19 protein-coding genes and 1 tRNA gene are annotated in these 22537 nt (G+C 51.7%); 10 read left to right on the forward strand and 10 right to left on the reverse strand.

Going from position 1 to position 22537, the window contains the following annotated elements; translation table 11 throughout:
• The first annotated feature begins 15 nt into the window (after window positions 1-15).
• The 3 genes from rraB to OGY01_RS17275 all read left to right on the forward strand — a co-directional run bounded on the left by rraB (window position 16) and on the right by OGY01_RS17275 (window position 2168).
• Window positions 16-441, forward strand: coding sequence for a ribonuclease E inhibitor RraB (gene rraB, locus OGY01_RS17265; protein WP_045439213.1), 426 nt, complete (start codon window positions 16-18; stop codon window positions 439-441).
• Window positions 442-492: 51 nt separating this feature from the next.
• A complete protein-coding gene (miaE, locus tag OGY01_RS17270) occupies window positions 493-1266 on the forward strand; it encodes a tRNA isopentenyl-2-thiomethyl-A-37 hydroxylase MiaE (RefSeq protein WP_045439216.1) in 774 nt (257 codons plus the stop codon).
• Window positions 1267-1337: 71 nt separating this feature from the next.
• On the forward strand, window positions 1338-2168 hold the full coding sequence (locus tag OGY01_RS17275; protein WP_286493435.1) for a topoisomerase II: 831 nt from the start codon (window positions 1338-1340) through the stop codon (window positions 2166-2168).
• 3 nt (window positions 2169-2171) lie between these two features.
• Here OGY01_RS17275 and OGY01_RS17280 read toward each other — a convergent pair whose 3' ends face one another.
• From OGY01_RS17280 to pepA, 4 genes are all read right to left on the reverse strand, one after another.
• Complete coding sequence (locus tag OGY01_RS17280) at window positions 2172-2675, reverse strand: GNAT family N-acetyltransferase (protein WP_045439219.1); 504 nt, start codon at window positions 2673-2675, stop codon at window positions 2172-2174.
• Window positions 2676-2850: 175 nt separating this feature from the next.
• Entirely contained in the window at window positions 2851-5706 is a 2856-nt protein-coding gene (locus OGY01_RS17285) for a valine--tRNA ligase (RefSeq protein ID WP_286493436.1), read from the reverse strand.
• Window positions 5706-6149 (reverse strand): DNA polymerase III subunit chi, encoded by a 444-nt coding sequence (gene holC / locus OGY01_RS17290; RefSeq protein WP_045439226.1) that lies wholly within the window; start codon window positions 6147-6149, stop codon window positions 5706-5708. Before holC ends, OGY01_RS17285 begins: the two co-directional genes overlap by 1 nt.
• Before the next feature lie 92 nt (window positions 6150-6241).
• Complete coding sequence (gene pepA, locus OGY01_RS17295) at window positions 6242-7753, reverse strand: leucyl aminopeptidase (protein WP_045439229.1); 1512 nt, start codon at window positions 7751-7753, stop codon at window positions 6242-6244.
• 153 nt (window positions 7754-7906) lie between these two features.
• Between pepA and OGY01_RS17300 the strand changes: the two genes are divergently transcribed.
• The 3 genes from OGY01_RS17300 to lptG all read left to right on the forward strand — a co-directional run bounded on the left by OGY01_RS17300 (window position 7907) and on the right by lptG (window position 10202).
• Window positions 7907-7957 (forward strand): hypothetical protein, encoded by a 51-nt coding sequence (locus tag OGY01_RS17300; protein WP_223307023.1) that lies wholly within the window; start codon window positions 7907-7909, stop codon window positions 7955-7957.
• A 62-nt stretch (window positions 7958-8019) separates the two neighbouring features.
• Window positions 8020-9120: an LPS export ABC transporter permease LptF gene (gene lptF, locus OGY01_RS17305; RefSeq protein WP_045439231.1), complete on the forward strand. Its 1101-nt coding sequence runs from the start codon at window positions 8020-8022 to the stop codon at window positions 9118-9120.
• On the forward strand, window positions 9120-10202 hold the full coding sequence (gene lptG / locus OGY01_RS17310; RefSeq protein ID WP_045439235.1) for an LPS export ABC transporter permease LptG: 1083 nt from the start codon (window positions 9120-9122) through the stop codon (window positions 10200-10202). The genes lptF and lptG overlap by 1 nt, the downstream gene beginning before the upstream one ends.
• Before the next feature lie 39 nt (window positions 10203-10241).
• Here lptG and OGY01_RS17315 read toward each other — a convergent pair whose 3' ends face one another.
• From OGY01_RS17315 to idnD, 5 genes are all read right to left on the reverse strand, one after another.
• Window positions 10242-11744, reverse strand: coding sequence for a helicase HerA-like C-terminal domain-containing protein (locus OGY01_RS17315; protein WP_045449409.1), 1503 nt, complete (start codon window positions 11742-11744; stop codon window positions 10242-10244).
• 79 nt (window positions 11745-11823) lie between these two features.
• Window positions 11824-12822 carry a DNA-binding transcriptional regulator IdnR gene (idnR, locus tag OGY01_RS17320; protein ID WP_045439240.1) on the reverse strand — a complete coding sequence of 333 codons (999 nt, stop codon included), beginning with the start codon at window positions 12820-12822 and terminating at the stop codon, window positions 11824-11826.
• Between the two features lie 52 nt (window positions 12823-12874).
• A complete protein-coding gene (idnT, locus tag OGY01_RS17325) occupies window positions 12875-14194 on the reverse strand; it encodes a gnt-II system L-idonate transporter (protein ID WP_048222237.1) in 1320 nt (439 codons plus the stop codon).
• Window positions 14195-14381: 187 nt separating this feature from the next.
• Window positions 14382-15146 carry a gluconate 5-dehydrogenase gene (gene idnO, locus OGY01_RS17330; RefSeq protein ID WP_225760491.1) on the reverse strand — a complete coding sequence of 255 codons (765 nt, stop codon included), beginning with the start codon at window positions 15144-15146 and terminating at the stop codon, window positions 14382-14384.
• Between the two features lie 11 nt (window positions 15147-15157).
• The gene (gene idnD, locus OGY01_RS17335; protein ID WP_045439253.1) at window positions 15158-16201 is read right to left on the reverse strand and encodes an L-idonate 5-dehydrogenase; all 1044 of its coding nucleotides are present in this window, start codon (window positions 16199-16201) and stop codon (window positions 15158-15160) included.
• Between the two features lie 218 nt (window positions 16202-16419).
• On the opposite strand from idnD, the gene idnK reads away from it, so the two are divergent.
• Window positions 16420-16941: a gluconokinase gene (gene idnK, locus OGY01_RS17340; protein ID WP_225760408.1), complete on the forward strand. Its 522-nt coding sequence runs from the start codon at window positions 16420-16422 to the stop codon at window positions 16939-16941.
• Window positions 16942-16972: 31 nt separating this feature from the next.
• Here idnK and ahr read toward each other — a convergent pair whose 3' ends face one another.
• Entirely contained in the window at window positions 16973-17992 is a 1020-nt protein-coding gene (gene ahr / locus OGY01_RS17345; RefSeq protein WP_286493440.1) for an NADPH-dependent aldehyde reductase Ahr, read from the reverse strand.
• 229 nt (window positions 17993-18221) lie between these two features.
• Between ahr and OGY01_RS17350 the strand changes: the two genes are divergently transcribed.
• The 3 genes from OGY01_RS17350 (at window position 18222) to OGY01_RS17360 (ending at window position 22535) form a co-directional block, all read left to right on the forward strand.
• Window positions 18222-18306, forward strand: a tRNA-Leu gene (locus OGY01_RS17350).
• 200 nt (window positions 18307-18506) lie between these two features.
• Window positions 18507-19775, forward strand: coding sequence for a tyrosine-type recombinase/integrase (locus OGY01_RS17355; RefSeq protein WP_045405068.1), 1269 nt, complete (start codon window positions 18507-18509; stop codon window positions 19773-19775).
• A gap of 363 nt (window positions 19776-20138) precedes the next feature.
• Window positions 20139-22535, forward strand: a complete 2397-nt coding sequence (locus OGY01_RS17360; protein WP_045405071.1) for an AAA family ATPase — start codon at window positions 20139-20141, stop codon at window positions 22533-22535.
• Window positions 22536-22537 lie beyond the last annotated feature (2 nt).

A 22537-nucleotide genomic window follows, 5' to 3' on the forward strand; every position in this document is an offset into this window, starting at 1 on the left:
TATGAGGAACGAGCCATGGCAAACCCGGAACACCTGGAAGAACAGCGTGAAGAAACACGCTTGATTATTGAAGAATTACTTGAAGATGGCAGCGATCCTGATGCGCTGTATACCATCGAGCATCACCTTTCCGCAGATGATTTTGAAACCCTGGAAAAAGCAGCAGTAGAAGCTTTCAAACTGGGTTATGAAGTGACCGAGCCGGAAGAGCTGGAAGTGGAAGAGGGCGACACGGTAATTTGCTGTGACATCCTCAGCGAATGTGCTCTGAACGCCGAGCTGATTGACTCCCAGGTTGAGCAACTGATGAACCTGGCTGAAAAATTTGATGTGGAGTACGACGGGTGGGGTACTTATTTTGAAGACCCTAACGGCGAAGAAGGTGAAGACGGCGACGATGAAGATTTCGTCGACGAAGATGATGATGGCGTGCGTCACTAAATCATCTGCTGACCTACGGCAGCGTTTGCTGTCGTAGGGCAAGGACAACGTATGGATTACCCGCAAATACTCTCCCCGATCCTGAACTTCCTGCACTGCAAAACACCCCAGGCATGGCTTGATAAAGCGCGAGACCCGGAACATCTACCTCTGTTACTGACCGACCACCTCATTTGTGAACTGAAAGCGGCGCAAACCGCGATGTTGCTGGTGCGTAAATATGTCGCTGATAAGCAGGGAGCGCAGGCGCTGCTGGAGTGGCTGAAACCCTATGAGGCCTTTGCCTTCCGGGAAGGGGAAGAACCTGATTTCATCTCACTGAATAAGCAGATCGGCAAAAGTGTGATGCCGCAAACTGACGACCCATGGGGACGACAGCTTATCGACAGCATGGTTTTGTTGATCAAAGAAGAGTTACACCACTTCTGGCAGGTGCGGGAGGCGATGATGAGTCGCAATATTCCGTATATCAAAATTACTGCCAGCCGTTATGCCAAAGGCATGCTCAAAGAGGTGCGAACCCATGAGCCGTTAACGCTGATTGATAAGCTCATTTGCGGCGCGTATATCGAGGCGCGTTCCTGCGAACGTTTCGCTGCTCTGGCACCGTATCTGGATGACGAGTTACAGGCATTTTATCTGTCGTTGCTCCGTTCAGAGGCGCGCCATTATCAGGATTATCTGGCGCTGGCACAGCAGGTTTCTGCACACGATATCAGTGAAAGAGTACGATTTTTTGGTGAAGTAGAAGCTTCGCTGATCTTATCCCCGGACGATGAGTTCCGTTTTCACAGTGGCGTACCGGTCATCTCTAAAATTCGGTAGTTTTTGCTGTTGCCCAGTGACAGGATGTCTGCAGACGTTAAGAATGTCTCTTTTTGGGACAAGGATTACCAATGAACTGGACACATGTATTACTCGCTGCTTACGTAGGCGTGGTTATCGCCATCGTGGTGGGCATCTTTCGCAAAAAAGGCTGGGTGGGGAAAATCTCCGGCGCGGTTTTCATGGTGATAGCGATCATTGCGTGGAACGTTTTTGACGTGCATTACCTGATCCCCCGGGAAAATGCAGCCTCAGGTCAGACCGAAGAACAAAAATTTGATGCCGCGATGGCAACCCTGCCAACGATGATCGTGCTAAAAGAGCAGGAACCCGCATTATGGCAGCGTATTCGCATGCAGGCCCTGCAGATGCGAAAAGAGGGTAAAAGCGAGCAGGAGATGATTGATGCGGTACAACCGCAGATATTGCAGATTCAGATGGCACGCTTACAGAATGCGCCGGACGAGAACGTCACGACCTATATGAAAATCAACCTTGAACAGATTGCGGCAGTGCAAAAGAAAGGGGATGACGAGTGCTTCCGTTTTCTGTTTCCGGCGGTGAAAGGTGGAATTAACCCGGTCCATTTGATTGCGAAGGATATTATTCAGCGGCGGATGGAGAGCGATGCCGCAATGATGCGTGCTGCCTATGGGCCAAACCGACACACGGTTACGGAAACTGAACGTCAGCAGGCAACACAGGATGTGCAGACAGTCGTGCCACCGTTAGTGCAGCGTTATGGCCATGATATTGAAATCATGGCTGATCCACAGAAAGGCGTTGGTAAAGAGAAGATTGCCTGCGATCTGGTGCAGGACTTCTGGTCGCAGGTACTGAAACTGCCTGCGGCAAATGCGGCCGGCGTTATTCGCCTGTCAGTCGCACCTGACATGCAGTAAAACTTAAAGGGGTTTGAGCATCCGCACTTCACAATCGACGTGCCCGGTACAGCCCAATGGTTCGCTGATGTGCTCAAACCCTAAATGTTCATACAGGCCAATCGCCTCACGCAAAAAGGCAGTGGTTTCCAGATAACAGCGCTTAAAGCCCTGTTCACGGGCATGGTCCAGCGCCATCAACGCCAGTTTCTTTGCCATCCCCTGTCCACGTATCGTGGGTAAAAAATACATTTTTTGCAGTTCACAAATATCAGGTTCGCTACAGGAAAGTGGTGCGATGCCGCCACCGCCCACAACCTTTCCGTTCTGCTCGACGACCCAATATGCATATCCTGGCTGATTGTAGAGCTGATATAGCTCATCGAGATTAGGGTCGGCGACGGTATAGCCTTTATCGGCGGTCAGGCCGTATTCAGCGGAAACCTGACGGATCACACTGGCAACGGCTGAATTATCGTCAGCAGTGATAAGGCGCAGGGTGGCCGCGACGGGTGAAATAACATTCATAGCAAAACTCGTGACATGTAGTGGCGGATATACGCAGTTAATAACACTGTGGGACGGGGATGTGCAAGAGAGGAAAATTCAGGAACGGATGTATTGCGCGCCCCAGGAAGCGCGCAATACATTGATATTAAAGATATAACAGGCCGGGTAGGCGATATGCCTCCCGGCTTTCAGATTACAGCGCGCTAATAACCGCCTGCTGCTCAATCAGTTTAGCTTTCGCTTCTGCATAACCGTCCAGCTTCTCGCGCTCTTTGGCGATCACCGCTTCTGGTGCACGCGCCACAAAGCCTTCGTTAGACAGTTTATTTTCGATGCGGCTGATTTCACCTTCGATTTTCGCCACTTCTTTCGCCAGACGTGCCAGTTCATCTTCTTTATTGATGAGGCCAGCCATCGGGATCAGCAGCTCAGCACCGTCGATGATTTTGGTCACAGATACCGGACCTTTATCGTCGGCAGGCAGCACGGTGATGCTTTCCAGACGCGCCAGATTCAGCAGGAAGCTACGGTTGTTGTTGACGCGACGAATCGCGGCTTCACTGCAACCACGCAGCAGCAATTCCAGTGGTTTGCCTGGGGCAATGTTCATTTCCGCACGGATGTTACGTACGGCAACGATCGCCTGCTTCAGCCATTCGGTATCAGACAGTGCCGCTTCATCAACCTGAGCCGCATCGTATTCCGGGAACGGTTGCAGCATGATGGTGTCTGCGGTGATACCGCAAATCACTTTCACACGCTGCCAGATGGTTTCGGTGATGAATGGAATAATCGGGTGCGCCAGGCGCAGCAGACCTTCCAGAACCGTCACCAGCGTGTGGCGGGTACCGCGCAGTTCAGACTCTGAACCACCGTTCATTACCGGCTTGGTCAGCTCCAGATACCAATCGCAGAACTGGTTCCAGGTGAATTCGTACAGGATGCCTGCGGCGATATCGAAGCGGAAGTTATCCAGTGCTTCGCGGTACGCTTTCACGGTCTGGTTGAATTCTGCGAGGATCCAGCGGTCCGCCAGCGACAGCGTCATTTCGCCGCCGTTAAAGCCGCAATCCTGGTCTTCGGTATTCATCAGCACAAAGCGGCTGGCGTTCCACAGCTTGTTACAGAAGTTACGGTAACCTTCCAGACGCTTCATATCCCAGTTGATATCGCGACCGGTAGACGCGAGCGCGGCCAGGGTGAAACGCAGAGCGTCGGTACCGTGCGGCTCGATGCCGTTCGGGAACTGCTTCTCGGTGCGTTTGGCGATTTTCTCTGCCAGCTGCGGCTGCATCATATTGCCGGTACGTTTTTCCAGCAACTCAGGCAGGGAGATTCCGTCAACCATATCCAGCGGGTCGATAACGTTCCCCTTGGATTTGGACATCTTCTGGCCTTCGTCGTCACGGATCAGGCCGGTCATGTAGACGGTCTTGAACGGAACCTGCGGCTTGCCGTTTTCATCTTTGATGAAATGCATGGTCATCATGATCATGCGGGCAATCCAGAAGAAGATGATGTCGAAGCCGGAAACCATCACGCTGGTTGGGTGGAACTGACGCAGAGCGTCGGTGTTTTCCGGCCAGCCGAGGGTGGAGAAGGTCCACAGTGCGGAGGAGAACCAGGTATCGAGAACGTCTTCGTCCTGACGCAGGGCAACGTCGGCGCTCAGGTTGTTTTCCTGACGTACTTCGTCTTCGTTACGGCCAACGTAGACGTTACCGTCGTTGTCGTACCATGCCGGAATACGGTGACCCCACCACAGTTGACGGGAGATACACCAGTCCTGAATATCGCGCATCCAGGAGAAGTACATGTTTTCGTATTGTTTCGGTACAAACTGAATGTCGCCATTCTCAACCGCTTCAACGGCCGGTTTTGCCAGCACATCGGCACGAACGTACCACTGGTCGGTCAGCATCGGTTCAATAACCACGCCGCCACGGTCGCCGTAAGGAACAGTCAGATCGTGCGGTTTAATCTCTTCCAGCAGGCCCAGTGCGTCGACAGCGGCAACCACGGCTTTACGTGCGGCAAAACGCTCCAGCTTCTGGAATTCAGCCGGGATCTCATTGGAGTAAACGTCGGACTCTTCACCTTTGGTGTCGTACACTTCTGCACTTTCACGGATATCGCCGTCAAAGGTCAGAATGTTGATCATCGGCAGGCCGTGACGTTTACCCACTTCATAGTCATTGAAGTCGTGGGCCGGGGTGATTTTCACGCAACCGGTGCCTTTTTCCATATCGGCGTGTTCATCGCCAACAATTGGAATGCGGCGGTTAACCAGCGGCAGGATCACGAATTTGCCGATCAGGTCTTTATAGCGCGGATCTTCCGGGTTAACGGCCACGCCGGTATCACCCAGTACGGTTTCCGGACGGGTTGTCGCAACGACCAGGTAATCTTTACCGTCGGCGGTTTTTGCACCATCGGCGAGCGGATAGCGGATGTGCCACATCGAGCCTTTGGACTCGCGGTTTTCCACTTCCAGATCAGAAATAGCAGTACGCAGTTTTGGATCCCAGTTTACCAGGCGTTTGCCACGGTAAATCAGGTCTTCTTTGTACAAGCGAACAAAGACTTCTTTCACGGCATTGGAAAGGCCTTCATCCATGGTAAAGCGCTCGCGCTCCCAGTCCACAGAGTTGCCCAGACGGCGCATCTGACGGGTAATCGTACCGCCGGACTCCGCTTTCCACTGCCAGATTTTATCGATAAAAGCATCGCGACCATAGTCGTGACGGGTTTTACCTTCTTCGGCAGCAATCTTACGTTCAACCACCATCTGGGTTGCGATACCCGCATGGTCAGTACCTGCCTGCCACAGGGTGTTTTTACCCTGCATGCGCTGGTAACGGATCATGGTGTCCATGATGGTCTGCTGGAAAGCATGACCCATATGCAAACTGCCGGTAACGTTCGGCGGCGGGATCATGATGCAGAAGGACTCTTTGCTTTCATCGCCGTTAGGTTTGAAATAGCCCTGCTTTTCCCAGTGCTCGTAAAGCGGCTGTTCGATATCTTGTGGGTTGTATGTCTTTTCCATTATTTCCAGGTTGCCGTATTCAGGTTAAAACCAGCCACGCGATATGCTTTGTAGCGCTCGCGTGCCGATTGTTTCAAAGAATCTTCGTAAGGGACAAAGTCTATCACTTCTGTGAAAGCGGTGGCAAAATCTACAAAGCCAACGCGCAAACTGATCAGCAGATCGCGTGGGCTACTATTGCGCTTTTCCGGCCAGGCAATTTCAACTGGTGCACCGCCGCGCGGGCCTTCACCCGCCAGATTATGCGGCACAAAGCTTTCTGCCGGTCTCGCCCACAGCGCTTCATCCAGCCGAATAGCTTGTCTTTCATCTTCACAGGCAATCAGTACACGCTTGCCCGCGCGCCAACGTTCTGCGGCAATTTCACACACCAGTTGCTCGACGGCGCTTAAGCCATCAATGACGGTGTCATTGTCCAGAAGGTAGAACGTTGCATTCTTCATATATGGGGCTTCTTGTGGTGGATTTAAATGCGTTGCCATGATGCACACCGTAGGCCGGATGGCGCTATCTGGCCTACGGGACAATCTCAAACTTACTCTTCGCCGTTAAAACCAGCACGATTGAGCAGGAACTGCGACAGCAGCGCGACCGGACGACCGGTTGCTCCTTTGGCTTTTCCTGAACGCCATGCGGTACCGGCGATGTCCAGATGCGCCCAGTTGTACTTACGGGTAAAGCGTGACAGGAAGCAGCCCGCAGTAATTGCCCCGCCAGGACGTCCGCCAATATTGGCCATATCCGCAAAGTTGGATTCCAGTTGTTCCTGGAATTCATCGCCCAGCGGTAAACGCCACGCGCGATCGCCTGCTTGTTCAGAAGCACCAATCAGCTCGTGCGCCAGCGGGTTATGGTTCGACATCAGGCCGGTGATGTGATGGCCCAGCGCAATGACGCATGCGCCGGTCAGGGTTGCTACGTCGATGACGGCTTCCGGTTCAAAACGCTCAACGTAGGTTAACACGTCACATAGCACCAGGCGGCCTTCGGCATCAGTATTGAGCACTTCAACAGTCTGGCCGGACATGGTAGTCAGCACATCACCCGGACGATACGCGCGACCACCTGGCATGTTTTCACAACCAGCCAGCACACCGACGACGTTAATCGGCAATTGCAGCTCCGCCACCATACGCATCACGCCATACACTGCCGCTGCGCCGCACATGTCGTATTTCATCTCGTCCATGCCTTCGGCAGGCTTGATGGAAATACCACCGGAGTCAAAGGTTAGTCCTTTGCCGACCAGAACAATCGGACGGACATCTTCTGACGGATTGCCTTTGTACTCGATAACGGACATCAGCGACTCGTTCTGCGACCCGTGGCCAACGGCGAGGTAAGAGTGCATGCCCAGCTCTTTCATCTGTTGCTCGCCAATCACGCGCGTCACCACATTTTTGCTGTAGCTGTCAGCCAACTGACGTGCCTGAGACGCCAGGTACGCCGCATTACAGATGTTCGGCGGCATGTTGCCGAGATCTTTCGCGGCTTTAATACCGGCGGCAATAGCCAGACCGTGCTGAATAGCACGTTCACCGCTGGTCAGCTCACGGCGGGTAGGTACGTTGAAGACCATTTTACGCAGCGGGCGACGCGGCTCGCTTTTGTTGGTCTTTAGCTGATCAAAGCTGTACAGCGTTTCCTGCGCGGTCTCTACAGCCTGACGCACTTTCCAGTAGTTGTTACGGCCTTTCACATGTAGCTCAGTCAGAAAGCAGACTGCTTCCATCGAGCCAGTGTCATTCAGGGTGTTGATGGTTTTCTGAATAACTTGCTTGTACTGGCGTTCATCAAGCTCACGCTCTTTGCCACAACCAATGAGGAGAATTCGCTCAGACAGAACGTTAGGAACATGGTGCAGCAACAGGGTTTGACCCGGTTTGCCTTCCAGTTCACCACGACGCAGCAGTGCGCTGATGTACCCGTCGCTGATCTTGTCGAGCTGCTCTGCAATCGGAGAGAGGCGGCGTGGTTCAAAGACGCCCACGACGATGCAGGCACTCCGCTGTTTCTCCGGGCTACCGCTTTTTACACTGAACTCCATGCACTACGCTCCTGAATCTTAAAGACAACGGCGGTGGCTACGGATAGAATTGCAAGCTTTCGTAACTCATACCCGCTGTTGCGGTGACTTCGTGTTAATCTTAACGTTATTACGGCATTGGCACGTCAGAACAATTTCTGAGAGGTGAATCCGTTGAGTATAATAGTCTTAGCGACGATTTCGACGACTCAAGAGAATAAATGACGTATAAGCCATGAAACAAGCTAAATTCCGGCAAAAGACGAGTTTTTACGGGCGTATTTAAAGTGATAATCATAAGATATCTGGTACGGGAAACGCTCAAAAGCCAACTTGCGATCCTTTTCATTCTACTTTTGATCTTCTTTTGTCAAAAGCTAGTCAGGATCCTCGGTGCGGCGGTTGACGGTGATATCCCGGCAAATCTGGTGCTCTCGCTTCTGGGGCTGGGCGTGCCAGAAATGGCGCAACTTATCTTGCCATTAAGCCTGTTCCTCGGGCTGCTAATGACGCTGGGTAAACTGTATACCGAAAGTGAAATTACGGTCATGCACGCCTGCGGTCTGAGCAAAGCGGTGCTGGTGAAAGCGGCGATGGTGCTGGCGTTGTTTACCAGTATTATTGCGGCGGTGAACGTCATGTGGGCTGGACCCTGGTCCTCAAAACATCAGGATGAAGTGCTGGCGGAAGCGAAAGCGAATCCTGGCATGGCTGCACTCGCGCAGGGGCAATTCCAGCAGGCCACCAACGGCAGTTCGGTACTGTTTATCGAAAGCGTCGATGGTAACAACTTCAAAGATGTCTTCCTCGCGCAAATCCGCCCGAAAGGTAACGCCCGTCCTTCGGTGGTGGTGGCTGATTCAGGACATTTGACCCAGTTGCGCGATGGCTCTCAGGTGGTGGTGCTGAACAAAGGTACGCGCTTTGAAGGTACTGCACTGTTACGCGATTTCCGTATTACCGACTTCCAGGATTATCAGGGAATTATCGGTCATCAGGCTGTGGCGCTGGATCCCAACGATACCGACCAGATGGATATGCGCACATTGTGGACGACCGATACCGATCGTGCCCGTGCGGAACTGCACTGGCGTATCACATTGGTATTCACCGTATTTATGATGGCGCTGATGGTTGTGCCGCTGAGCGTGGTTAACCCGCGTCAGGGGCGTGTGCTTTCCATGCTGCCAGCAATGCTGTTGTATCTGATGTTCTTCCTGATCCAGACTTCCCTGAAGTCGAACGGTGGCAAAGGTAAGCTTGATCCAGCGCTCTGGATGTGGACGGTTAACCTGCTTTATCTGGCACTGGCGATTGCGCTTAACCTGTGGGATACGTTGCCAGTGCGCCGCTTGCGTGCCCGTTTTCTGCGTAAAGGAGCGGTATAATGCAGCCCTTTGGTGTACTTGACCGCTATATCGGTAAAACGATTTTCACCACCATCATGATGACGTTGTTCATGCTGGTGTCGCTCTCCGGCATAATCAAGTTTGTAGACCAGCTCAAAAAAGCCGGGCAGGGGAGCTACGATGCGATGGGCGCAGGGCTGTATACCCTGCTCAGCGCACCGAAAGATATTCAGATCTTCTTCCCTATGGCCGCGCTGCTCGGCGCGTTGCTGGGGCTGGGCATGCTGGCCCAGCGCAGTGAACTGGTAGTGATGCAGGCTTCTGGTTTTACCCGTATGCAGGTCGCATTGTCGGTGATGAAAACCGCTATTCCGCTGGTGTTGTTGACGATGGCTATCGGTGAATGGGTTGCGCCTCAGGGCGAACAGATGGCGCGTAACTATCGTGCGCAGCAGATGTATGGCGGCTCGCTGCTTTCAACCCAGCAGGGGCTGTGGGCGAAAGATGGTGACAGCTTTGTCTACATTGAGCGGGTGAAAGGTGACGAAGAGCTGGGTGGTATCAGTATTTACACCTTTAACGATCAGCGTCGCCTGTTGTCTGTGCGTTACGCCGCAAATGCAAAATTCGATGCCGATAATAAAGTTTGGCGCCTGTCGCAGGTTGATGAATCTAACCTGCAGGATCCGAAACAAATCACCGGTTCGCAAACTGTGAGCGGAACCTGGAAAACCAACCTTACGCCAGACAAACTTGGTGTGGTGGCATTGGATCCAGATGCGCTCTCCATCAGCGGTCTGCATAACTACGTGAAGTACCTGAAGTCGAGCGGCCAGGATGCCGGACGCTACCAGCTCAATATGTGGAGCAAAGTCTTCCAGCCGTTATCGGTAGCGGTAATGATGCTGATGGCGCTGTCGTTTATCTTTGGCCCGCTGCGTAGCGTGCCGATGGGTGTGCGCGTGGTGACAGGGATTAGCTTTGGTTTCGTGTTCTACGTGCTGGACCAGATCTTTGGCCCACTGACGCTGGTGTACGGTATTCCACCGATTATCGGCGCGTTGCTGCCAAGCGCATCGTTCTTCCTGATCAGCCTCTGGCTGATGCTGCGTAAGTCATAACATCTGCCCCTCTCGTTGTTCGGGAGGGGCGTCTTCCTGCTAGCGTTTTCTGCCGCCCATTAAACTTCCCAACATGCCACGGATTATCTGGTTAGTGACCTGACGCGCCGCGCTTTTCGCCACGCTTTGTACCACACCATCGCGCTTGCCACCGCGTGGTCCGGTGCTGCCAAACAGGATATCCTTTAGCCCGCCAAGAATACCGTCGTCCACCTCGACCGCTTTGCCGTTGGCTGGGGGGGTATTTTGCTGTTCGGTACTGGCCTGAACCCCTTTCTGTAAGCGTTCATAGGCGGATTCACGATCGACCTCTTCTTCATATTTGCCGTACAGAGAAGAGTGATTAATTAACCCGTTACGTTCATCGTCCGTCACCGGACCCATCCGCGAACACGGTGCAATCACCATTGCCCGTTCAACCACTGAGGGACTGCCTTTGGCGTCGAGAAATGAAACCAGCGCTTCGCCGGTGCCCAACTCCTGAATGGCTTTTTCGGTATCAAATGCCGGATTGGCGCGCATGGTTTGCGCTGCCGCTTTCACCGCTTTCTGATCTTTGGGCGTGAACGCGCGCAGGGCGTGCTGCACACGGTTGCCCAATTGGCCGAGTACGTTGTCAGGAATATCAGACGGGTTTTGCGAAACAAACCACACGCCGACACCTTTCGAGCGGATCAGACGAATCACCTGCTCAATTTTATCCAATAGCACCTGCGGAGCGTCATTGAACAACAGATGGGCCTCGTCGAAGAAGAATACCAGCTTCGGTTTCTCCAGATCGCCCGCTTCCGGTAATTGTTCGTACAGCTCGGAGAGCATCCATAGCAGGCTGGCAGCATACAGTTTGGGCATCTGGTAGAGCTTTTCGGCGCTGAGGATGTTGATCATCCCTTTACCACTGGTGTCGGTGCGCATCCAGTCTTTAATCTCCAGCATCGGCTCGCCAAAGAAATGCGCTGCGCCCTGTTGCTCCAGCGACAGTAATCCGCGCTGGATAGCCCCCACCGAGGCGCTGCTGATGTTGCCGTACTGATTCTGGAAAGATTTGGCGTTATCGCCGATGTACTGGGTAATCGCCCGCAGATCTTTGAAATCGAGCAGGAGCAGCCCCTGATCATCAGCAATGCGGAAGATAATATCTAATACGCCAGACTGTACGTCGTTCAGGTTCAGCAGCCGGGCAAGAAGCAGTGGCCCGAGATCAGAAACAGTGGCGCGAACGGGATGACCTTTCTCGCCAAAGATATCCCATACCGTTACCGGATTGGCATGTGGCTGCCAGTCGGTAATACCGATATTTTTCAGGCGAGCGAGCAGTTTTTCTGACGCTTGTCCTTCCTGTGCCACACCGGTTAAGTCACCTTTCACATCAGCCATAAATACCGGCACACCAATCTCAGACAGCGATTCGGCAAGCTTTTGTAACGTGACGGTTTTGCCGGTCCCGGTTGCGCCGGTAATCAGCCCGTGACGGTTGGCCATGCCTGGCAGTAAAAACAGTTCGGTGTCCGGTGTGCGGGCAATTAACAGAGGTGTGCTCATTAAGATTTCCTCCATTTATCCTGCCTGGAGTATAGGCAATGTGAATGAAAGAAAGTATGCGACAGGGAGAGAAAATGACTTAAAGCGTATTGCCGTGATAAATCTGATACCCCAAATCAACCGTGTTGTGGTTATGGTCGTTGTTCTTGATTTTGCTCAGTAACATTTGCGCCGCCATGCGCCCAATGTCAAAACGCGGAGTAATGACGCTGGCGAGGCTTGGGATCATCTGCCTGCCCATTTCCAGTCCGTGGAACCCGGCAATGGAGATCTGCTCCGGTACGGCAAGGTTGTGTTCGCGACACAACAGCAACGCACCCATCGCAATATCGTCATTGGTACAAAAAACGCCGTCTACGTCAGGGTGTGCCGTGAGGGCATCACGCATCATTTGTGTTCCCAGGTGGATGGATGAAATCGCGCGCGGATTGACGCGCAGCGGCTCCAGTCCACGACGCGTCATGGCATCGCAGTAACCGCGGTAGCGCTGCTCATCGCGGATATCATCTTTCGACCCCAGATAGAGAATTTTGTGGCGCTGGCGTTTATCCAGCATGGTGCTGACCATATCAAACGCCGCCTGACGGTTATCAAAGCCCACTTCCATATCCAGGCGATCGCCCTGAATATCCATCAGCTCAACCACCGGAATGGTGGCTGATCGCAGAAACTTAACGGTGCGCAGAGTGTGATATTTCTCGGAAAGAATAATACCGTCGATATTGTACGAGAGCAGGTTAATCACTGACTCTTCTTCGGATTCCCGGTCATAATTGTAGTTAGCGATCAACGTCTGATAGTTATGGTCCGAGGTCACCGATTCAATACCTGCAAGGATGTCGGCGAACAGTTGGTTTTGAAAAGAGGGGATCAGCACACCGAGCGTATAGCTTTGCGCATTCAATAGCATTGCGGGCGCACGGTTAGGGATGTAATTAATCTCCTCCATAATCTGCGCGATACGTTCACCGGTTTCCTTTGCGACCTTTTTCGGCGAACGGATGTAGCGGCTCACCGTCATTTTGGTCACACCCGCCAGGGTGGCTATGTCTTGCAAAGAAATTCTGTGGTTCCTCATTTTCTCTCCAGTGCCGGGGAGCACTGACTTTCGCTCCCCGGTAAATACCGTATTAATGCAGGATGGCGTTCAGCGCCAGAACCCCCAGCAGTCCCATAATGGAAATCAGCGTTTCCATTACCGTCCAGGTACGTAACGTTTCCCCGACGCTGAGATTAAAATAGCCTTTAAACAACCAGAATCCCGGATCGTTAACGTGTGAGGCAATCACGCTGCCCGCGCCAGTTGCCAGCACCATCAGCGCCGGGTCAGCATGGGTGACGTTAATAATCGGCAGCACCACACCCGCAGTGGTAATAGCGGCAACGGTCGCTGAACCGAGCGCGATGCGCAGCAAGGCGGCTACCGTCCAGCACATCAGTAGCGGAGAGAGTGAGGTGCCGGTCATCAGGTGCGAGATATACTGCCCCACGCCGCTGTCCACCAGAACCTGCTTAAACGCACCACCACCGGCGATGATAAACACAATCATCGCAATCGCGCCGATAGAGTCGCCAATGATATCCATAATTTGCTCAATCGTACGTCCGTTACGTCGACCAAGGGTAAAAATAGCGAGCACGATGGCGATAAACAACGCGACCGCAGGGTTACCGATAAATTCAAAAAACACCCGCACGCTGTTGGTTTTTGGCAGCGTAATTTCGCATACCGCCGCTACTGCCATCAGTATTACCGGGATAACCGCCGCAAAGATACTGTTCCAGAATGATGGCATCTCTTCTTCGGTGAACAAATGTGGGTTGAATAAACCTTCCGGTGGCGCTTTCTCAAAACGGGTCAGCAGCTTGGAAAACAGTGGTCCGGCGACAATCACCGTCGGGATAGTAATGATAAATCCGTACAGCAGCGTGGTCCCCAGGTTCGCCTCGAAAATCGTGGCGATCGCCGTTGGGCCCGGATGCGGCGGCAGAAAACAATGAGTAACAGAAAGGGCGGCAACCATTGGCACGCCGACATACAGCAGCGGCAGGCCAGATGAGGCAACCACTGTAAATACCAGCGGTAGCAGCAGAACAAAACCGACTTCGAAGAACATCGCCAGACCGACGACCAACCCGGTGATTACCAGCGCCCACTGCACGCGCTTTTTCCCGAACGTACTAATCAGCGTGGTGGCGATGCGTTGGGCCGCACCAGTATCGGAAATTAGCTTCCCGAGCATTGCGCCGAAACCCAGGATCATCGCCAGTCCGCCAAGCGTCCCGCCGATGCCGTTTTGTATTGAGTGCAGAACGGCCTGTGCATCCATCCCTTCGGCAAAACCGACGACAGCCGCAACCAGTACAAGGGCAATAAAGCCGTTAACTTTAAAGCCAATCATCAGGACCAGAAGCAGCGCGACGCCTGCCGCAATTATTATTAATGGCATAATCGTTTCTCTTATACACCCGTCATACTTCAAGTTGCAGGTGTGTGGGCTGCGCTCACTCACCCGAATCACTTACTCAAGTAAGCTCATCGGGTTCATTCACTTGCCGCCGTCCTGCAACTCGAATTATTTAGGGGGGGCCAAAAATGCAGCGCCTGGGCGCTGCGTGATGTTGCGTTGTGTTGTATCAGACGGCGACCAGCATGCCGCCATCGACAAACAACAGGTGTCCGTTAACAAAATCTGACGCTTTGGAAGAAAGGAATACCGCTGCGCCAATCAGCTCCTGCGGATCGCCCCAGCGTGCGGCTGGCGTACGTTTGCACAGCCAGGAGGTGAAGGCTTCGTCCTCGACCAACGCTTTGGTCATTTCGGTTTTGAAGTAGCCAGGCGCGATACCGTTCACCTGAATATTGTGGCGCGCCAGCTCAACGCACATCCCGCGGGTGAGCATTTTCACCGCGCCTTTCGATGCGGCATACGGCGTAATGGTGTCACGCCCCAGTTCGCTCTGCATGGAGCAGATATTGATGACTTTCCCGGCCTGGCGTTCAACCATGCGACGGGTCACCGCTTGTGATACCAGGAATACCGCCGTCTGGTTAACGGCAATGACGTCGTTCCAGTCCTGCTCCGGGAACTCGGTGAACGGATGGCGGCGCTGGATACCGGCGTTATTCACCAGTACGTCGATCGGACCAATATCTTTTTCGATATGTTCGATGGCAGCATCAATATCCTGTTTATGCGTAACATTAAAAGGTGCAGCAACGGCGCGAATACCTTCCTGCTGCAGTTTCGTAACAGCGGCTTCTGCGCGTTCTGGCGTAATATCATTGACGATAATCTGCGCGCCATATTTACCGAGCCCAGTCGCCAGTAAATAACCAATTCCCTGAGCCGAACCGGTGATCAGAATATTTTTGCCGTCCAGTGAAAAAAGATCGTTCATCATGCTATTCCTTATTGTCTGTCTTCGAATACGAGCTGGACTTTTGCCGCCTGGGTTTTATCCCCGGCGAAAATCAGCGCTTGTTCGAGGTCGGTAAACGGATATTCGGCGCTCAGTAATGGCAGCGGATCGATAACGTTATTCGCCAACCACGACACCGCCGTGTTGAATTCAGTGGTAAAGCGGAAGGAGCCTTTGAGAGAGATTTCTTTGCCGATCAGCATCATCATCGGGAACTCCGGCACGGCGCCGCCCATGCCAACCTGTACCATCACACCTTTCGCGCGGGTGACTTCCAGGCAGGTGGTAATCGAGGAGGGATGCCCGGAGACTTCGAAACTGACGTCGAAATAGCCTTTCTCTTTTTTCCATTCGTCGAGAGAGTCCTGCTGCGGATTAATGAGCGTATCCGCTCCCATCTGCTGTGCCAGCGTGAGTGAACGCGGACTAATGTCAGCACAAACAATCTCTGCCGCGCCAAGCGTTTTCACCGCGCTGACGATCAGACAGCCGATAGGGCCAACACCGGAAATAAATACGCGCTTGCCCTGCAGATCGCCCGCTTCATGTGCGGCGTGGATCGCCACCGCCAGCGGTTCGGCAAAGGCCATCACTTTTTCATCTGCCTGCTGCGGGTAGGGAATACATTGCGCAGTATCGACGGTTTTAAACTGAGTAAAGCCGCCGTCAACGTGGGGAAAATACATGGCGCTGCCAAAAAAGCGCATTTCCGTGCACTGGTTTTCTTCATGCTGCAAACAGTATTTACAGTGACCACAAGGCTTAGACGGATTAATAGCAATCGACTGACCTTCATGTAATTCTTTTGAATCACTATGGACAACTTTACCAATGACTTCATGGCCTAAAATCATCGGCGCTTTTACGGTAAAGTTACCAACTTTACCTTCCTGATAATAATGTAAATCGGAACCGCAAATACCACCTCGGGTAATTTGTACCAATGTTCCTTTATTATTCCATTCAATATTTTGGTCTGTAATGGCAACAGTTTTCTTACCCGCGACAACGCAGGATTGTGTTTTGACTTGCATAAATGCCTCACTGGTCAGGTAGTAACCTCGGCAGCATTTAAACGGTTTTATTTGTTATTATTTGTGACATAGATCACGCTGGAAAATTGTTACACTACAATGTTACGCATAACGTGATACGCCTTGTAATTCTCAGCAGCAGCGCTAAAAAAGCGTGAAATTCCTAATGTGGGAAGCGTAGTATCGCGGCATGGAAACAGGAATCTGGAGTTTTTTTGATGGCCGGGGAAAGTTATATTTTGATGGGCGTTTCGGGTAGCGGTAAATCATTAATTGGCAGTAAGATTGCCGCTGTATTATCGGCTAAATTCATTGATGGTGATGATCTCCATCCAGCTAAAAATATTGATAAAATGTCTGAAGGCATTCCGCTAACCGATGAAGACCGACTCCCCTGGTTAGCACGATTAAATGACGCCTCATACAGCCTGTATAAAAAAAATGAGACCGGCTTTATTGTCTGCTCGTCATTAAAAAAACAGTATCGCGATATATTGCGCCAGGGTAGTCCTAATGTGCATTTCCTGTGGCTGGACGGCGATTACGAGACCATTCTGGCGCGCATGCAGCGTCGGGCAGGACATTTTATGCCAGTGGGTTTGCTGAAAAGTCAGTTTGATGCGCTGGAATGCCCGCAGGATGATGAACACGATATTGCCCGTATTGACGTGAACCACGACATCGAACATGTGACGGAACAGTGCCGCCAGGCGGTACTCGCGTTTCGTAACGGGCAATAAGCTCAGCCCCGGATGGGACTGAGCCACTGCATCAGAAGTCGGCTTTCAGCACTACGCGGTAGCGGGCTTTGCCGTCACGCACGTGCTGGATAGCTTCATTAATTTGCGACATCGGGTACAGCTCGGTGGTTGGAGATACTTTACTGCGCCCGGCAAACTTCATCAGCTTGCGCAGCTCAAAAGGTGTGCCGGTCGCTGAACCGGAGATACTGCGATCGCCGGCAATTAAAGTGAACGCCGGAACCGGCAGCGGCTTCAGCACCGCGCCGACGGTATGGAAGTTACCGCCGTAGGCCAGCGCTTCAAAATAGGGCTGCCAGTCGAGATCGACGTTAACCGTATTGATAATCAGATCGAACTGGCCCGCCAGCACTTTTAATGCCCGCGGGTCACGGCTGTTGACCACTTTATCCGCTCCCATCGCCAGCACTTCCTGCTCTTTCGCCGGGTTTGAACTGAACGCCGTCACTTCACAACCCATCGCGTGCAGCAACTTAATAGCGATATGCCCCAGACCGCCGATACCGATCACCCCGACGCGGCTGGTGGCTGTAATGTGATGCATCAGCAGCGGTTTGAATACCGTGATGCCGCCGCACAGCAGAGGTCCCGCAGCCGCAATATCGATGCTCTCCGGCAGCGGGATCACCCATTGCCAGTCGGCACGCAGCTTCTCGGCAAAGCCACCGCGATTGAGAATGGTGGGAACAGAACCTTCCAGACAGTTAATCTGATTGCCGCTGATACAGGCATCGCAGTGCCCGCAGCTACGTGCCGTCCAGCCAATGCCAACGCGTTGACCGATCTTCAGCCCTTTATCCTGCGCCGCACTGCCGAGCGCGGCCACGCGACCAATGACCTCATGTCCGGCAACCAGCGGATACTGAGAGAATCCCCATTCGTTGTCGATCATCGACAAATCGGAATGGCAGATACCGCAGTAGTCGACCTGCACCTCGACATCTTCCGGCTTTAACTCACCCGCATCATATTCGTAGAGTTCGAGTTCGCTGCCCGCCGCTTTTGCGGCGTAGCTTTTTATCATCGACATCATGTTCCCCTCATGTGGTGTTGAACTGGAAGTGTAGAGCATGGGGTAACGGGGCGCTTCGCAGAAGGGGGGATTAAGGTGGTTGTTGCGGGGGATAAACTGTGATGGTGATTGCAGGCGCGTAACGTAATGCTGAAATTTTCAACACTTAGCGCGCAAGGTACATGCTGGCGCTTGCATGGTGGCGCATGACAGGTATAATCCACAACGTTTTCCGCATCCCTTCCGTGCCGGAGTGGCGAAATCGGTAGACGCAGTTGATTCAAAATCAACCGTAGAAATACGTGCCGGTTCGAGTCCGGCCTTCGGCACCAAAAGCATGTAAATAGACCTCAACTGAGGTCTTTTTTTATGTCTGAAATCCGCGCCACACAAGGCTTTCCACGATTTTCTCCTCAACTGAAGTCAACCTAACTCAACCCACATCAATAAGCCTGTGAGTATACTAATGAGTATATTTGCCGATTCGATATTGCTTGTATACTCACGAAATACCAATGGAAGGAGGACCATTATGGCCCTAACGGATACTAAAGTTCGTTCTGCGAAACCTGAGGAGAAAGAGTATTCACTTGTTGACGGTGACGGCATGTTTTTACTTGTAAAACCTAACGGTTCCAAGTATTGGCGATTTCGTTTCCGTTTTGGCGGTAAACAGCATTTGATGGCGTTCGGTGTCTATCCTGAAATTTCACTGGCGGATGCCAGGAAGAAAAGGGAAGAAGCCAGAAAGCTGGTAGCTGCTGGTATCGATCCTCGTGAGCATAAACGTGCTGCGAAAGAAGAGCAGGCGAAAGAGATTATTACTTTCGAGAAGGTTGCCAGAGAGTGGCTTGCGACTAACCAAAAATGGTCTGAAGATCATGCTAATCGCGTAAAAAAGAGCCTGGAGGACAATATCTTCCCGGCAATTGGTGCTCGCAATATTGCTGAACTGGGTACCCGCGATCTGTTAATTCCCATTAAAGCCGTCGAGACATCAGGCCGTCTTGAAGTGGCCTCCCGTCTTCAACAGCGCACCACGGCCATCATGCGTTATGCGGTTCAAAGCGGGTTGATTGATTACAACCCGGCGCAGGAGATGGCTGGAGCCGTCGCATCTGGCAATCGACAACATCGCCCGGCGCTGGAATTAAAGCGCATCCCTGAATTACTTCAGAAAATAGACGGCTATACCGGCAGGCCGTTAACCCGTTGGGCAACGGAACTCACTTTGCTTATCTTTATTCGATCCAGTGAGCTGCGTTTTGCTCGCTGGTCAGAGATCGATTTTGAAACGTCAATGTGGACCATCCCGCCTGAGCGAGAACCTATTCCCGGCGTGAAACATTCTCAGCGAGGATCAAAGATGCGTACACCTCATCTGGTGCCGCTTTCAAGGCAGGCGCTGGCAATCCTGAAGCAGATAAAACAGTTTTGCGGAGAACATGAGTTGATTTTCATTGGCGATCACGATCCGCGCAAGCCCATGAGTGAAAACACGGTCAACAGTGCTCTGCGGGTTATGGGTTATGACACTAAAGTTGAAATTTGCGGCCACGGCTTCCGTACAATGGCTTGTAGTTCGTTGATTGAGTCAGGGCTATGGTCGAAGGATGCGGTGGAGCGCCAAATGAGCCATATGGAACGTAATTCAGTGCGCGCGGCATATATTCATAAGGCGGAATTTATCGATGAACGTAGGCTGATGCTGCAATGGTGGGCTGATTTTCTGGATGCTAACCGGGATAATGGGATTCCGCCGTTTGACTATGCAAAGATCAATCGCGGTAGGCGCAATTGATGCGCTGGCGGTAAACCAGTTGTAGATTTATGTTCGCTATTAAACCCAAACCGTAAGGCCCGAAATGCGTCAGTTTGGCAGGGCTTACCTGCTTGCCGGTTAACGGAGTTGAGTTGACAACACTGCTTTCCAGGGAGCTGAAAGGCTAGGGGCAAACATTGTCTTGACGCCAAGAATACTGATCTGGATAAAACTATGCTAGGAAGAACGGATAATCCGCTAGACAGCAACATTTAAAATAAATACAACATTAAAGTAATCGCTGCTGTTGTTCTCTGCGCAGCCCTAAAATCATCACCTTATCAAATATGCCGATCATGACATTTAGGATGCATCTCGGCATTACTTAGGAAAGGAAGCCAGATGAAAATTGAATATATTGATATCCAGAACTACAGAAAGCTTAAAACTTGCAGAATTCGTCTGACTGACGAAGAAACACTGCTCGTTGGGGCAAATAACAGCGGCAAGACGTCAGCAATGGATGCGCTTATTTTCTTTCTGGATCAACGAGGAAGAACGGCTGCGAGCATCGCATCGGGTAAATCTCCATCTTCACGAAAATTAGGCGCAGCCGATTTCACCCTATCAAATTGGCATCAGCTTAATCAATTTGGTCAAGCATGGGCGAACGCCGAAGAGGTTGGCGAAAAAATCAGTGACTGGCAGCCCTTATGCCCAACGCTGGATGTCTGGTTAAAAGTCGAGAAAAATGAAGTCCATCGGGTACGGCACCTAATACCGACATTAAAATGGGATGGCGGACTGTTAGGCATTCGGATGATTTATCAACCCAAAGATCTTGATGCCCTAAAAGCAGACTTTATTGCCCACTTCAAGGCCGCTGAGCAGCTTAAAATCTCGGCAGAAAAAAATGCCGAAAAAGCTCAAGGTGGTTCAGCATCTGAGCTCAGTGATTTCAAATTTTCAGTCTGGCCGGGATCGTTGCGTGAATACCTTGAAAGAGAGGTGTCTAAAGCTTTTGAGATAAAATCTTACATCCTAGATCCCGCAAAACTTATCACGGACCAAGGAAGCAAATTCCTCCCTCAGGTTCTTGTCGAGGGGCAACTTCCGCTAGATTTTTATCCTTTCAATGGACTGTTCAAAGTAGATATCATTGATGCTACTCGTGGGTTTTCAGATCCCTATGTGGCAACAGGTTCTCAGCATGGTGCCTCTAATCTGGCTAGCCAGATTAACCAGTACTACAATCGGCATTTAAATCCTACCGATCTTCCTTGTGACGAAGATTTGGATGCCCTCGAAGCCATCGCCTATGCTCAACACTCCTTTGATGGAAGACTTAACAAGGTGTTTAACAAACCCTTGAAAGAGATAGAGACGCTGGGGTATCCGGGGTTCAGCGATCCCCATATCAGATTATCTAGCAGGGTTAATCCGATCGATAATTTGGACCACGAAGCGGCCATTCTTTTTGAGATCCAGAAAACTAGCCACGCCGCAGGGGTGCCTCTGATGAGTCTGTCAGAGAAATATAACGGGCTTGGCTACAAAAATCTGATATCCATGGTTTTTACAATGATGAGCTTTAGGGATCAATGGATGCGCGTCGGTAAAGCCGGCCTAAGAAAACCAGAGGAAGATGTCTTTGTTGAGCCTCTTCACCTTATTCTGATTGAAGAGCCGGAAGCTCACCTGCACGCGCAGGTTCAGCAGGTGTTTATCAAAAAAGCTTATTCGGTGCTGCGCAATCATGATGATTTGCGGACTTCCAAGAGGTTCTCGAGCCAACTGGTGGTCAGCACACATTCAAGCTACCTTGCGCATGAAGTGGGCTTTGAAAAGCTCAGGTACTTCAAACGTAAACCCGCTACAGGTCCGCATGACGTGCCGACTGCGGACGTTATTGATCTGTCCTGTACTTTTGGCAACGGTAAAATCCGCTCGGATGATGTCTTACAAACGGCTCAGTTCGTGGCTCGCTATCTCAAAACCACACACTGCGATCTCTTTTTTGCGAACGGGATTATTCTAGTCGAGGGGGCGGCAGAACGTATCCTGATGCCGCATTTTATCCGTAATAATCCCAACGCTAATACAAGTTTGGACAACAGCTACATTTCGATTCTGGAGGTAGGAGGAGCCCATGCTCACCGGCTGAGGGCATTGATTGACATACTTGGGATTCCCACCCTTGTCGTCACTGATACGGATGCTCAAAAGCCTCCACTCAAACTACCGGCAGATGTTCAAAAAGTTAGCTCAGGAAATAAACCCAAAGCTATCAGGCCTGAATTTGGCAAGGGATATATTACTGGCAGCCATACCATAAAAATTTGGCTCGATGTTGAGGGAGGGCTGGATACGGTCCTTAGAATGCCGGAGCATGAGAAAATTCGTGGTAAGGTCAGGATTGCATTTCAATATGGTATTCCCATTAAATTTGGAAAAGAGGAGGAGGCCGAGGCTTTCCCTTACACATTTGAAGATGCTATTGCATTGACGAATCCCGAGTTGTTCAAAAAAGTAGAAAAACCTACCGGGATGATGAAAAAAATGCAGGATGCTCTTAACCTCGATACGCTTGAACAGTGCTGTGAAAAACTCTATTTGGCACTCAAAGATGACAAAGCCGAGATGGCACTCGATTTATTGTACTGTGCTGACCCCGCCGAACTCGCCGCGCCTAAATATATTCAAGAGGGGCTGGACTGGCTTAAAAAAGAGCTGGAAGTGGCGAGTAGAGACCTTACGCCGGAAGTGCCGAAAGTCACTGACGTTTGGGAGGGGGAATAATC

Source organism: Citrobacter sp. Cm038, assembly GCF_030333105.1.
In the GTDB taxonomy this organism is placed as follows: Bacteria; Pseudomonadota; Gammaproteobacteria; order Enterobacterales; family Enterobacteriaceae; genus Citrobacter; species Citrobacter murliniae.

Coding starts and splice junctions, on each gene's coding strand:
- pepA (WP_045439229.1), bottom strand. CDS start 7,753: ATGGAGTTCAGTGTAAAAAGCGGTAGCCCGGAGAAACAGCGGAGTGCC.
- idnR (WP_045439240.1), bottom strand. CDS start 12,822: ATGAGGAACCACAGAATTTCTTTGCAAGACATAGCCACCCTGGCGGGT.
- idnO (WP_225760491.1), bottom strand. CDS start 15,146: ATGAACGATCTTTTTTCACTGGACGGCAAAAATATTCTGATCACCGGT.
- holC (WP_045439226.1), bottom strand. CDS start 6,149: ATGAAGAATGCAACGTTCTACCTTCTGGACAATGACACCGTCATTGAT.
- OGY01_RS17280 (WP_045439219.1), bottom strand. CDS start 2,675: ATGAATGTTATTTCACCCGTCGCGGCCACCCTGCGCCTTATCACTGCT.
- miaE (WP_045439216.1), top strand. CDS start 493: ATGGATTACCCGCAAATACTCTCCCCGATCCTGAACTTCCTGCACTGC.
- OGY01_RS17355 (WP_045405068.1), top strand. CDS start 18,507: ATGGCCCTAACGGATACTAAAGTTCGTTCTGCGAAACCTGAGGAGAAA.
- OGY01_RS17285 (WP_286493436.1), bottom strand. CDS start 5,706: ATGGAAAAGACATACAACCCACAAGATATCGAACAGCCGCTTTACGAG.
- idnD (WP_045439253.1), bottom strand. CDS start 16,201: ATGCAAGTCAAAACACAATCCTGCGTTGTCGCGGGTAAGAAAACTGTT.
- ahr (WP_286493440.1), bottom strand. CDS start 17,992: ATGTCGATGATAAAAAGCTACGCCGCAAAAGCGGCGGGCAGCGAACTC.
- idnK (WP_225760408.1), top strand. CDS start 16,420: ATGGCCGGGGAAAGTTATATTTTGATGGGCGTTTCGGGTAGCGGTAAA.
- OGY01_RS17275 (WP_286493435.1), top strand. CDS start 1,338: ATGAACTGGACACATGTATTACTCGCTGCTTACGTAGGCGTGGTTATC.
- lptG (WP_045439235.1), top strand. CDS start 9,120: ATGCAGCCCTTTGGTGTACTTGACCGCTATATCGGTAAAACGATTTTC.
- OGY01_RS17360 (WP_045405071.1), top strand. CDS start 20,139: ATGAAAATTGAATATATTGATATCCAGAACTACAGAAAGCTTAAAACT.
- rraB (WP_045439213.1), top strand. CDS start 16: ATGGCAAACCCGGAACACCTGGAAGAACAGCGTGAAGAAACACGCTTG.
- OGY01_RS17315 (WP_045449409.1), bottom strand. CDS start 11,744: ATGAGCACACCTCTGTTAATTGCCCGCACACCGGACACCGAACTGTTT.
- idnT (WP_048222237.1), bottom strand. CDS start 14,194: ATGCCATTAATAATAATTGCGGCAGGCGTCGCGCTGCTTCTGGTCCTG.